At 42.0% G+C, this 12205-nt stretch carries 10 protein-coding genes and 1 pseudogene; 5 read left to right on the top strand and 6 right to left on the bottom strand.

What is annotated here, in order from left to right:
* Positions 1 to 171: 171 nt before the first annotated feature.
* The 4 genes and pseudogenes from HWQ23_RS27290 (at position 172) to HWQ23_RS27275 (ending at position 6129) form a co-directional block, all read left to right on the top strand.
* Positions 172 to 1411, top strand: a pseudogene (locus HWQ23_RS27290) (RNA-guided endonuclease InsQ/TnpB family protein).
* A gap of 110 nt (positions 1412 to 1521) precedes the next feature.
* Positions 1522 to 1968 carry a hypothetical protein gene (locus HWQ23_RS27285; protein WP_292835585.1) on the top strand — a complete coding sequence of 149 codons (447 nt, stop codon included), beginning with the start codon at positions 1522 to 1524 and terminating at the stop codon, positions 1966 to 1968.
* A gap of 730 nt (positions 1969 to 2698) precedes the next feature.
* Positions 2699 to 3712 carry a glycosyltransferase family 2 protein gene (locus HWQ23_RS27280; RefSeq protein ID WP_292835582.1) on the top strand — a complete coding sequence of 338 codons (1014 nt, stop codon included), beginning with the start codon at positions 2699 to 2701 and terminating at the stop codon, positions 3710 to 3712.
* Positions 3713 to 4572: 860 nt separating this feature from the next.
* The gene (locus HWQ23_RS27275) at positions 4573 to 6129 is read left to right on the top strand and encodes a serine/threonine protein kinase (protein ID WP_292835579.1); all 1557 of its coding nucleotides are present in this window, start codon (positions 4573 to 4575) and stop codon (positions 6127 to 6129) included.
* Between the two features lie 470 nt (positions 6130 to 6599).
* Here HWQ23_RS27275 and HWQ23_RS27270 read toward each other — a convergent pair whose 3' ends face one another.
* The 6 genes from HWQ23_RS27270 to HWQ23_RS27245 form a co-directional block, all read right to left on the bottom strand.
* The gene (locus HWQ23_RS27270) at positions 6600 to 6797 is read right to left on the bottom strand and encodes an NblA/ycf18 family protein (protein WP_094348015.1); all 198 of its coding nucleotides are present in this window, start codon (positions 6795 to 6797) and stop codon (positions 6600 to 6602) included.
* Positions 6798 to 7431: 634 nt separating this feature from the next.
* On the bottom strand, positions 7432 to 8169 hold the full coding sequence (locus tag HWQ23_RS27265) for a Stp1/IreP family PP2C-type Ser/Thr phosphatase (protein ID WP_292835531.1): 738 nt from the start codon (positions 8167 to 8169) through the stop codon (positions 7432 to 7434).
* A gap of 22 nt (positions 8170 to 8191) precedes the next feature.
* Positions 8192 to 9877: an ABC1 kinase family protein gene (locus HWQ23_RS27260; RefSeq protein WP_292835529.1), complete on the bottom strand. Its 1686-nt coding sequence runs from the start codon at positions 9875 to 9877 to the stop codon at positions 8192 to 8194.
* 155 nt (positions 9878 to 10032) lie between these two features.
* The gene (locus tag HWQ23_RS27255) at positions 10033 to 10359 is read right to left on the bottom strand and encodes a DUF6825 family protein (RefSeq protein WP_292835526.1); all 327 of its coding nucleotides are present in this window, start codon (positions 10357 to 10359) and stop codon (positions 10033 to 10035) included.
* A 278-nt stretch (positions 10360 to 10637) separates the two neighbouring features.
* Positions 10638 to 10880, bottom strand: coding sequence for a hypothetical protein (locus tag HWQ23_RS27250; RefSeq protein ID WP_292835523.1), 243 nt, complete (start codon positions 10878 to 10880; stop codon positions 10638 to 10640).
* 198 nt (positions 10881 to 11078) lie between these two features.
* Complete coding sequence (locus HWQ23_RS27245; RefSeq protein ID WP_292835520.1) at positions 11079 to 11279, bottom strand: hypothetical protein; 201 nt, start codon at positions 11277 to 11279, stop codon at positions 11079 to 11081.
* A gap of 72 nt (positions 11280 to 11351) precedes the next feature.
* Here HWQ23_RS27245 and HWQ23_RS27240 point away from each other — a divergent pair, with 72 nt between their 5' ends.
* The gene (locus HWQ23_RS27240; RefSeq protein ID WP_292835517.1) at positions 11352 to 12179 is read left to right on the top strand and encodes a Uma2 family endonuclease; all 828 of its coding nucleotides are present in this window, start codon (positions 11352 to 11354) and stop codon (positions 12177 to 12179) included.
* Positions 12180 to 12205 lie beyond the last annotated feature (26 nt).

Here is a 12205-nt window from a genome sequence, read left to right as displayed (position 1 = left end):
AAGCCCTGTCTCTTCAGAGCAGGGATGAAAAACGACACGAGCGGCGAAAGTGACCACGGGGATACTCCCCGTGGCGCATTTCGCGTTTTAACCGCCTTCAGAATTTTACAAAACGCAAATATCTAGACATCTTATACCAAACAGACTAGTATAAGGTGGGAGGTAAAAGCGATGCTAGTTTTTGAGTTTAAAGCTTATGGGAAGTCAGCGCAATTGATCGCAGTGGATGATGCAAAACGGAGCAGCAAAGTTCATCCGCAATAGTTGTATTCGGCTATGGATGGATGTTCAAGGCATAGGTAAAAACGATTTGCAGAAATATTGTGCTGTACTTGCGGCTAATTTTCCGTTTGCCTCGGAACTCAATTCAATGGCTAGACAAGCCAGCGCCGAACGAGCATGGTCGTCTATTTCTCAATTTTACGACAACTGCAAAAAAGGTATTCCAGGTCTAAAAGGATATCCTCAATTCCATAAAAATTGTCGTTCTGTTGAATACAAAACGTCAGGATGGAAGCTTGCAGATAATCGAAAATCTATAACTTTTAGCGATAAAAAAGGGATTGGGAGACTAAAGCTTAAAGGTACTCGTGACTTGCACTTCTACCAAGTCAACCAGATTAAACGGGTGAGATTGGTAAAACGTGCGGATGGTGTGTATGTTCAATTTTGTATTGATGTAGACCGTTCTGAAAACATAGAACCTACTGGTAACACAGTTGGATTAGATGTTGGGCTGAAGGAATACTACACCGATTCTAACGGCGCTATGACTGAAAACCCTAAGTTTTTGCGTAGTGGGGAAAAGGTTCTTAAGCGCCTTGGGCGTCGTGTTTCCAGAAGGGTAAAAGGTTCAAAAAATCGGGGTAAGGCTAGGCTGATTTTGGGTAAGCGCCACCTCAAAATAAGTAGGCAACGTAAAGACCATGCTGTGAAATTAGCACGGTGCGTAGTTCAGTCTAACGACTTGATAGCCTACGAAGATTTGAGAATTAAAAATATGGTGAAAAATCATTGTTTAGCCAAGTCTATTAATGACGCATCTTGGTATCAGTTCCGTGTCTGGGTTGAATACTTTGGGAAAGTGTTTAAACGAGTTACGGTTGCGGTTAACCCGCAATACAGTAGTCAAGAATGCTCTAGCTGCGGTGAAGTTGTTAAGAAAACTTTATCTACCAGAACACACGTATGTTTATGTGGTTGCGTGATGGATAGAGACGAAAATGCAGCTAGAATTATCCTTAGTCGTGGATTGGGTACGGTAGGGCATACCGGAACCTTTGCGCTAGCGGAAAGTTGGGCGCGGGAGGATTCCCGCGTCAACCTTTCCAAGACAGACGTAAGCAACACTTGGGGAGATGAAACCTCTACTCAGTCTGGGGAAACCCTGATTGAGCAAGTTCTGTCATAGATCCAAGAATCTCCGTGGCTTCAGCCCGGAGAGTGTCAATCAGCATTTCATTACTCAGCACTGCTATAACTGTAGTCTTGGCGGTACTCGATCAAGGCAGGGAATAGAAGGTGGCTCATACTTTTTTATTGGAACCAGGACGCTGGGCAATGCAGGGAAATTGGCTGGAACGTAATGGTATGCCAATCAGCGTCAAGGGTATGACCTTGGTAGCTTGGAATCGAGATAACTGGTTCACTATGGCTACAAAACTGATATTTCCTGGTAGCGATCGCTCGGAAATCTCTTTGCAATACAAGGGGCGGTTGCATGATGGAGAACGTCAGTATACTTTTCTACTCCAACATAATCTTTTGGGGCAGGTTGAAGGCGAAGGCTGGATTGGTCTAGATACTATTGTGCAGCATTACCGGGTACTAGGCGATCCTCAGCGTCGTAGTGGGTTTGAAACCCTACATCGGATTTCGGAAGATACATACTACCTCAGTAGTGGCGTCTTGGCTGGTCATTTTTTAACTAACACAATGGAAGCTAGTCTAGAGCGTCAGTCAACCTAAGAGCAGTAACTAGCTAGTACAGCACGGCAAAGATAAAAAAGAGGGGTAAAGGGCAAAGGGCAAAAGGATGAATTAGGTCGCCCACCATACCTTCATAGCTTTTTACTTTCCCCATAACACAAGAATTATTTCGCTCACAATTTCACTCGCTTTTTACCTTTCCCCTTTTCCCTTCGCCTTCTTGGTAGAACCATTTAAAATCGATCAAAAGCAAATTGATCAGTTCTTAGAAATTGAGCAAGGCAATTATCCTGAAGTTTGATCTCAAAGATATCGAAAGCCGCCGCTCTGACAACTCTGGGCAGCTTAATGCTCTAAAAATTCCCGGAAAAAAGCTTTATCTCGATATAGTCGTTTTAACGGGTCAAGTGCTGCTTGACAAAAGGTTTTACAGAGTATAGGATCTGACAGCGATCGCACTTTGGAGAAAAGTTTGTGATCTATAGAATGTCTTATGCCCGAACTTAAGGAGTAATCGTTTATTCTCACCTAACGACTAAGTTCTAACTAAGCAGGCAAGAATAGGTCAAACTATATTACGCAATGTAAAATTCATTAAATAGGCTGTTAGTAAGCGGCTCTAGTGCTCAAAATAGGGCTAGAGCGGCTCACTACAAAGGTTGAATTATTTATATCTACGTATTTATAGTAAGAAAGAAATTTTCAAATTATCATTAGGGTTTTAGCATTTTAATTTAACGGTGTAGTCAATAGTCAGGAGTTCAGTTTTGTGAATCCTAAAGTCTCTGTCATTATCCCTTCTTACAATACTGAAGCTTATATTGCCAAGGCAATAGAGTCAGCCTTAGATCAAACGCTCACTGATATTGAAGTTATCGTGGTCGATGATGGTTCAAGTGATAAAACTGTAGAAGTCGCTAAAACTTTTACTGACCAACGTCTCCAAGTGATACTTAATCAGCAAAACCTTGGGGTTTCTGCTGCGCGTAATCGTGCCCTCAGAGCAGCCCAAGGAGAATGGATTGCTATTCTTGATTCAGATGACTGGTATGCTCCTGAAAGATTAGAAAAGCTTGTGTTGCTGGCAGAGGAAACAAATGCAGATATGATTGCTGACGATCTTTATTTAATCAAAGATGGTGCAACATCTCCTTGGAGTACATTGATTCAAGAAAGTGGAGAACATATAGATAAAATTTTCCAAATTGATATCATTTATTTTGTAGAAACTGATGTCTATGGACAAATAGGGTTGCATCTTGGTTTAAGTAAGCCTATATTCAAACGAGAATTTCTGGTTAAGCATGGCATTGAGTACGATGAAACCATAAGGATAACTGAGGACTTTTGGCTTGATATGAAATGCTTAATCAATGGCGCTCGCTTTTTTCTGGTGCCAGAACCCTATTATTTCTACCGCTCACGCCCTAATTCTATTGTACGTCAAAGCATATTGTCACGTCTAAATCAATGCTGCATAGCTACTAATTCTTTCATGCAACAAGAAGTTGTGAAAAAAAATCCAGCTTTAATGCGTGCTCTGTCTTATAATCTTGCAGTATTTAAGAGGAATCTAGCTTACTTTCAAGTTGTAGTGCCTATGAAAGAAAGGAAATGGTTAACAGCATTAACAGAAATAAGCAAAAATCCGTACTTTGTTTCTGATTTTATTTCTCGATTTAGCAATATTATCGAACGTCGAATTCAATACTATGTGAAGGGGAATAAATCAGTTTTTGACATGTCTTATAACCTCCAGAAAAAACGAAAAATTCCCAATTAGTACTATCACAGTTTCATTAAAAAATAATAGATCCTTACGTAGTCAGAATGAGCCTGAAGGTTAATAAGCCAGTACCGCAGGGCGGAAGTCACGCATTCACGCATTCAAAAGTATTATGGAATAAGCTATGAGAGGGATTTGAAATGGTTGCTCTATTTATGCCGTGGCGTGCTAGTCAGGCAATAAGTATCTGTGATTACCCCTACTTACAAAACAAGGCAGAGGACAGTCTTGCTGGAGGTAGGAGGAAAGTGCTAATCAAGCAAAACTTTAGTTGTGGGTCATTGCCCACTAAAATAACAGTTATAAATCCGAATAAGCTAGAGTATTATTTACGAAGTATGAGGGCTTAGAGCTTATAAAATCTGCCCAGCACGGCTTCATGTCGCCCTCTCTGGCTTTATTGATATTCAAAACTCCGCACTCACCACACAGTTATGATAACTGTGTGGTGAGTGCGCTGCTACCTAATTAAGGTTTTTGGCAAATCCTAGAGTTATCTATTTAGTCAAAATTGGGCAAACTAAAACTACACGACAATTAAAGTGCAAAATGGTACAAAGCGTTATTATAAATCTGCCCTTTCTGCTTGTTTGATCTAGTATGCTGCACCAGTTGTAATAACCGTTTCGGTTGCAAACTGCCAGATCATGGTTTCAATCCTCTAAAAGAGGACTGAAAAAAGCTAGGACAACGATTGAAATTTTCACAAAAGCTTACCCTATAAGCTTTTTGACTTGTGACTTCTGCCTGTCCGTACAAGTTTAGAAAATCATTTCTCGGCGCAATAATTCAAATATCAGTTTGAATGCACTTTTCCTGCCAAACACTTACAACCTGCTTTTGGATTCAAATTCTCTATGTCAGACCCCAACATTGGTCGCTTACTCAGCAAACGCTACCAACTCCAGGAGTTAATCGGTACTGGAGCAATGGGTCGGGTTTATCGTGCTAAAGATACTTTGTTGGGAGGTGTACCTGTTGCCGTTAAGTTTCTCGCTCTATCAATCCAAAATGAAAAGCTGCGATTGCAAGACCGCTTTGAGCGAGAAGCAAAAACCTGTGCTTTACTAGGGCAAAAAAGCATCCACATTGTCCGAGTTATGGACTATGGCGTAGATGACAATAATACCCCGTTCTACGTCATGGAATACCTACAAGGACAAAGCCTGAACAATATTATTCGCAAGCAACGATTGCCTTTACCAAGATTCCTGAGTATGGCGCGTCAACTCAGCCTGGGGTTACAGTGCGCCCATGATGGTATCCCAGTTGATGGCACAATTTACCCAATTATCCATCGCGATATCAAGCCAAGCAATATACTGGTGATTCAAGATCCCAGTTTCGGAGAATTGGTGAAGGTTCTAGATTTTGGTATTGCCAAGTTATTACAGTCAGATGGCGACCATACAAAATTTTATTTGGGGACACTGGCTTATTCTTCTCCCGAACAGATGGAAGGTAAAGAATTAGACAACCGTGCTGATATTTATAGTTTGGGCGTGATGATGTTTGAGATGCTCACAGGCAAAATGCCACTGGTGGCACCAACTCACTCTTTTGGATCATGGTATAAAATACATCACTATCAAAAACCACGTTCTTTTGCTGAGGTTGCGCTGGGATTAGAACTACCAAAAGAAATCGAAAATTTGGTGATGAGTTGTCTAGCTAAAGTACCACGCGATCGCCCCCAAAATATCGCTGAAATCCTAAGAGTTTTAGCATCTCTAGAAAAGCCTGAGCATACACGCATCCCTAAGCAAGGCAGCCATGCTCTAGTTCCTGCTACTATACTTACCCCTAAGGTTGTTGAACTAAAGAAAAAAGCCGATTTGCCGCCATCCTGGTCAAACGATGAAATCGCTCGTACCATTTCCTGGCCCGAAAATAAACCAATTGCCGATATTGTGTTTCCCCAGCCCATTCATACCAATGGGGAGGTTTTACCAGCTCTGTGGGTGATGCTACCGCAAGAGGAAATTCAAAAGCGCTTACTCTGTACCCGCTATAACCAATTTCTTTTCATTTCTATTCCCCATCCCATGCTGCTATGGATTACTGTCATCTACAACCGCAAACATGGCGCTAAATGGTTACCTTATTACCTTGATTTCAAAACCAGTCTTGGTCAAGAAATTGCCCGTTTACTAGAGCATAGAGGTTACTACCGCCTGTTGTTCTTTGCACGAGAAACACCAAATCGCTGTACCCATATCTTACTTTCCAGCATCGCTTCTGCCCAGCGCCAACGACTACAAGAGTGGGTCGCAATGAGCAATACATTGATGTCCTCTGCCGACCCGAAATTTAGTAAAAGCTTACTCAAAAGAGAGTACGAAAAGATTAAGCCTCAAATTCTGGCAAAACTGGAAAATATTGATACAGATTCTCCACACGATCTTTCCAGCTAAGAATAATTTCTTAATGTTACATATCTTAAACGCAACTAAGGGGTGTTACTCCAGAAATGTAAACTTTTATAAACAAAATATATATAAACATGTAAGTTCTAGTTATATGTATAGAGAGTCAAATCACAAACTGTCAAAGCAGGGGGATCTAAATTCTCTCTAAATCTTCCTGTGTAGATATTCCAGAAGATTATAAATTTACGCAGGTGTGATTCTCAGACTAGACGAAACAAAAACAAGTTTGGCTAAACCAAACAATGAATTTAGCCTACAAAGCTAAAGTTAGGTCTAGACTCCAGTAGATGTGCCGTAGACAATGTTTGCTCATTCTTAGTTAATTTAGTGAGTTTAACTTTTGCGCCACTCTTGTGTAATTACTTATCGAAGTTGACGCCCCGACAGCCCCAGCTCTTTTCCTCTTTGGAACCAAGCAAGAGAAGGAGGTCGTCCACTGCGACATCAGAACGACTCTATGCCATAGTGGAACCGGAATCTAAGCCCCACTGGTGCTTAAGAAGCTCTTGATAAGTTGCCTCGCGCACTACCATTTGCTCATAGAGCTTGACCAAAAAGTCTTTAGCTTGCTCGTGGCTCATATTTTGCACCTGAGTAGAAAATGAGCAGATACTGAATTGCTGTTCCAAGGATAGTTTCATTGGTTGGTTCATAATTAACTCCGAAAAAACAACGTGTAAAGGTGATATTAGGTTACAGAAGTCCAAATGGGATAATAATTGGACTTTTAACTGTCCAACTGTTGCTCCGTATTAAGAAAGATAACAACTGTTTGACAGATTTGCCCACTTCCTAAATGTGGAATTTTTCTGCTCTGATATCTTGCACCTAATCCTACTGATATACCACCCAAGTCAGCCGAACCATATTCCGGAAAATAGGCTCTGTTTGGACTCAGATAGGTATAACTACCTTTCTCACTCCTTGATGGTTTGCACAACTCTTCTTTGAGGAGAAGCTTAGGTGCTATCCTTAGCCCTCAATAGTTTTTCTGTTTCAGAAAAACTAAGATGCTGTCTGGTCCAATATGGAGGAAACTCGCAGGCTAGGGATTTTAAGGAGGTTGGGGAATGAATGGTAATAAGCTTGAATTATAGTCGCTATACCTTATTACGTGCAAGATGTCAAGGCTACCAATTTATGCAAATTTAGCCTCATTAGGGAACTTTGGAGGCTAAAAGTATTTGTATCAAATTGTAAAAAGGAAAAATGCTCACGCTGAACAAATTGCTGAGTATATTTACTTCATTTGTCAATTGTCCTTTGTCCTTGGACAATGAGAAATGACTAATGACTATTTTCTTCGAGTGAGACGATGATAACTGTGATGTTATCGTGCCCTCCATGCTCTTTGGCAGCCTCAACTAGAGAGATGGCCGCTTTATCAAGCCAAGGAGTATTTTGGAGGCAGCTAGCAATCTTCTGTTCGACAAGTTCTTCTGTAAGGCCATCGCTACATAACAGCAAGCGATCGCCAATTTTTACATCCAGTGGTTGCACATCAATCTGATGCAAGTCTTCACGCCCCAAACAGCGCGATAATACATGACGAAAAGGATGTAACCGTGCTTCATCTAAGGTGATGTCACCGATTTTGATTGCCCGTGCTACCCAAGTGTGGTCTTCCGTTACCTGTTCTAATTGCGACTCTCGGAAGCGATACAGCCGCGAATCGCCAACATGAGCGCACCAGGGCGACTCTGGGGAGCGAAAAATTACCGCTACAACCGTTGTACCCATGTCGGCGCGTTGAGGATGATTTTGCTGATCGTGCAAAATCGCTTCATTGGCACCCCACAAAGCTTGCTCTAGCAATTCTTGAGAAGATTTAGAAGATTGCCAATTTGCCACCAAATACGCCTGAATTTCCTTAATGGCAATCCCACTTGCCTCCTCACCTCCGGCATGACCACCCATGCCATCGGCGACAACGAAAAACCGCCCATCTGGGTCGATATAGTAAGCATCCTGATTATTAGAACGAATAAGTCCCGGATCGCTAAAACCCGTGAAATTAAGTTTCATAAATTTTTTTTGCAACCAACAATTAATACATACGATCGTAACGGTCGAGGCGTAAAAGTAGCCGGATCAGGATCACTGAAAGCCCTGCTGCAATTAAACCTGGGACTAGTGCCCACCATGCATGATTACTAACCACTAAGATCGTAGCTGAAAGTGTGAAACCACTGATTAACAGAGCATAACTTATTGAGAGCTGAATACTGCTCTGCCGCCGCAACAGCCGTTCAGTTTCTATAGAACGAACGCGCAAGCGTATGTCTCCCCGTTCTAGCTTTTCTAGCGTATCCTCTAACCTACGTGGTAGACCAAAGGCAGTACTACTTACCTGAGCTGCTTGACGACTTAATTCGTTAATAAAGCTATTCCCCTCAGAACCATTCATATCGGTCATAAGCTGCATTGCGTATGGTTTGGCAACTTCCATAAAGTTAAACTCTGGATCTAAACCTTTGCCTACCCCTTCTAAGGTAGAAAAGGCTCGCATCACAAAAGTGAAGGTTGCTGGAAATCTAAATGGCTGATTATAAGCTATTTCGTAAAGATCGTCACTGATTGCTGCGACCGATTGGTTTTCAAAGGGCTTATCCATGAAATGATCCAGCATGTACTGGACGGAACGCTTGACTGGCCCCATATCATCGGTTGGGGCGATCGCACCTAAATCGATTAGAGATTGAACAACGCGATCGCCGTCTTTTTGGGCAATACCAAACAGTGTTTGCATCAATCCTTCGCGGACGTTGGCTTTAATCCGCCCCATCATCCCAAAATCGTAGAATATTAAAGCCCCACTTCCACTAACGGCAATATTGCCTGGGTGGGGATCGGCGTGGAAAAAGCCACTATTGAGCAACTGTATTAAATAGGCTTGAGCGCCTTGACGAGCGATCGCCTTTCGATCCAAACCTGCTGCTTCTAAAGCTTCGTATTGGCTAATTTTTATTCCAGGGAGATATTCCAAGGTCAGCACTCTGGACGTGGCGTAACGCCAGTATATTCTTGGGACATTCACCCAATCGTAGCCGCGAAAGTTCCGGCGAAAAGTATCAGCATTACGACCTTCGTTAAGATAATCAATTTCTTCCCAAAGAATGCGACAACACTCTTCGTAAATACCTAACCAATCTCGCCCCTTTCCCCATTTGGGATGGTTTTGAAAATAGCGAGTAATTCCCTTGAGAATTTGTAAATCGATTTCAAATAACTTTTTTAGTCCAGGACGTTGCACCTTGATAACAACTGATTCCCCACTATGCAGCACAGCTTTGTGTACTTGCCCCAAGCTAGCAGCAGCTAAGGGAACAGGTTCAAAATTATGGAAGAGTTCAGGAATTTTCTTGCCTAGTTCTTTCTCAATGGTCGCTTCTACTTGCTCATAGCTAAATGCTGGTACTTTGTCTTGTAGTTTGGCTAGTTCTTCTACGTATTCACCTGGGAATATATCAGCACGGGTAGAAAACAATTGCCCGACTTTGATAAAGGTTGGCCCTAAGTCCAGCAGAGTATTGCGAATCCAAACCGCTTGAGTTTTGCGTCTTGCAGCTTGCTTTGCCTCAGTTACTCCACCCGCGTAACTCCAAGATTTGTTGTATAGCCAAAGCTTGAACATTAAGGTCAAGACAAAAGACCAAATGTCCACAAAACGCCGTCTGCTAGAGTAGTTTTCCCGATTCCAACGGTATGCCTTATCTGAATAACCTTGTTCCATATGCTTTGTGTACCGTTGGTTTGAAACCGAATCATTTGGAAGAAAAGACACTCTGATTCCTAAACTGTTTTTGATCAAGTGCCATTTGTCTTTTGTCCTTTGTCATTTGTACATAATTTTTGACCAATGACTAATGACCAATGACTAAAATAAAATTATGCAGAAGCTCTGCGATAATGTTGCAATTCTGTGCGTAACAGGGCAATTTCTGCTCGTAATTCATCAATATCTGCTTGCAAGTCAACTGATTCAGAACTGGCTTGCCCACCACCTGTAGTAGCTTGACCACCATTAGCAGCTTCTGCTGCCCGATTTGCCCGCTCTAGGACTTCATCTGTAAACTGGCGCAACTGCTCTCTAGCTTCCGCATCAAATCTGCCCAAATCACTCAAAGCATCGGTCAAGGCGACCTCTAAACGCTCATTAACTACTTCAGCTACTGCTCTGCCGACGAAAAAGGCTTGCACAAGGGGGTTACTCATAAATTTTTGTGACGTTGATCCGCAAGAGAATTATAACTTGCCAGTATGCTTTACGGCTTCTGCTGAGGAGTTAGAGATTTATGTGACGCGATGTGCTACTTCAACCCTGGTGAATAGAAGATACTGTTGGTCGATTTACGAGCGGTTAAACCCCCCATCCCTAAAATCCTGGTTTTGCGTTGCTTTCCCGCTCTGTAATAAATTGCGGGCTAATAGCTAAAGTGCGTTGAAACGCACTGAAATTAAGATGGATTGGGGCTGATGGGTTAGATCCCCTATCACGCCAACAGTCTCATAGAATTGGCAAAGTGATAGGGCACACAAACTAGAGCTACACCGATCTGGGATAATATTATATATCGTGACATTCCTGCAACTGTCGATAGTATTGCTCTGGTGTACTGGGTAAATAGGTTGCGATCGCCTGCTTCGATACTCACCTGAATTTTTTGAAACAAAGTTCTATCCAAGCTGAGTTCGTAGGTTAAATTCTCAGCTAACAATATTGATTTTTTCGGCATTTTTCTCAAACCTCAATTCGCAAACTTCCACCCGCGTGATCACAAAATAAACTTAGCCGCAGACACTTACCAAGCCGTTCAATGTAGATACGAGTAATGACAATATTTTAGTGCATGACTATGTGAAGTAACCCTGTCAAACTAGTTGCGTTTATTCTTCGTTGACATTTTTTCCTTGGGCGCAACAGGTGTTTGGTACTACTTCATTTGTGCTATCTCGTTGGAGTTGTGATCAGGTTTGATATTGACTACAGTGTAGCATGAAGGAATTTCGGAAGGGTAGCGATCGCTTTTTCTTCTCTGTGCCCTCTGCGTCTCTGTGGTTAATAAAAATTTTTCACCGCAGAGGCGCAGAGAACGCAGAGGTTCAGGAGGAATTTTGATAAAGATGTCCTGCATCTATAACTAAGCGATCGCCTACTACAAGACTGCTAAAATAAATCCATAACTACTTGATGCCATATCCATTCTATGACCATTGCTCAAGAATTAGATTCTCAAGAAGGCATCTGCCAAAATGTTATATTTCCTCCAGGTGATCTATATAGTGACGAACCTCCCTTGGAAAGCGAACTTCATCTAGAGCAAATCATCCTCTTACTCAAATGCCTAAAATGGCTATGGCGAGATAGAAATGATTTCTATGTGGCGGGAAACCTGACTATCTATTACAGTCCACGCCAACTTAAATCAGAACACTTCCGAGGCCCAGACTTTTTTGTAGTGCTGGGAACTGAACGCAAAACCCGTAAAAGTTGGGTAGTCTGGGAAGAAGATGGCAAATATCCGAATGTAATTCTGGAAATTCTTTCGCAATCAACAGCTAAGACTGACAAAGATTTAAAGAAAAAAATTTATCAAGATACTTTTCGCACCCATGATTATTTTTGGTTTGACCCTTACACAGAAGAATTTGCGGGATTTCATTTAGTAGATGGAGAGTATCAACCTTTACAAGCTTCTGAACAAGGACATTTGTGGAGTCATCAGCTAGGGTTATATCTGGGAATTTATCAGGGTCTATTGCGGTTTTTTACACGAGATGGGCAACTAGTACCAACACCTGAAGAAACGGCAGAACAAGCACAAGAAACGGCAGAAGAAGCACAACAAAAGGCAGAACAGGCACAACAAAAGGCAGAACAGGCACAACAAAAGGCAGAACAAGCACAACAAAAGGCAGAACAGGCAGAACAAAAGGCAGAACAAGCACAACAAAAGGCAGAACAAGCAGAACAAAAAGCAGAACGTTTGGTAGCAAAACTGCGGGAGTTAAATATCGACCCAGAGACAATTTAGACTACTGCGAATGGCTACGGCACGCT

This window comes from Nostoc sp. JL33, assembly GCF_017114985.1.
Classification (GTDB): domain Bacteria; phylum Cyanobacteriota; class Cyanobacteriia; order Cyanobacteriales; family Nostocaceae; genus Nostoc.
This window is presented reverse-complemented; position numbering and strand designations above follow the sequence as displayed.

Excerpts from the sequence above, each read along its gene's own strand:
- HWQ23_RS27250 (WP_292835523.1), bottom strand. The coding sequence starts at position 10,880 with ATGCCGAAAAAATCAATATTGTTAGCTGAGAATTTAACCTACGAACTC.
- HWQ23_RS27255 (WP_292835526.1), bottom strand. The coding sequence starts at position 10,359 with ATGAGTAACCCCCTTGTGCAAGCCTTTTTCGTCGGCAGAGCAGTAGCT.
- HWQ23_RS27265 (WP_292835531.1), bottom strand. The coding sequence starts at position 8,169 with ATGAAACTTAATTTCACGGGTTTTAGCGATCCGGGACTTATTCGTTCT.
- HWQ23_RS27240 (WP_292835517.1), top strand. The coding sequence starts at position 11,352 with ATGACCATTGCTCAAGAATTAGATTCTCAAGAAGGCATCTGCCAAAAT.
- HWQ23_RS27245 (WP_292835520.1), bottom strand. The coding sequence starts at position 11,279 with ATGCAGGACATCTTTATCAAAATTCCTCCTGAACCTCTGCGTTCTCTG.
- HWQ23_RS27275 (WP_292835579.1), top strand. The coding sequence starts at position 4,573 with ATGTCAGACCCCAACATTGGTCGCTTACTCAGCAAACGCTACCAACTC.
- HWQ23_RS27270 (WP_094348015.1), bottom strand. The coding sequence starts at position 6,797 with ATGAACCAACCAATGAAACTATCCTTGGAACAGCAATTCAGTATCTGC.
- HWQ23_RS27260 (WP_292835529.1), bottom strand. The coding sequence starts at position 9,877 with ATGGAACAAGGTTATTCAGATAAGGCATACCGTTGGAATCGGGAAAAC.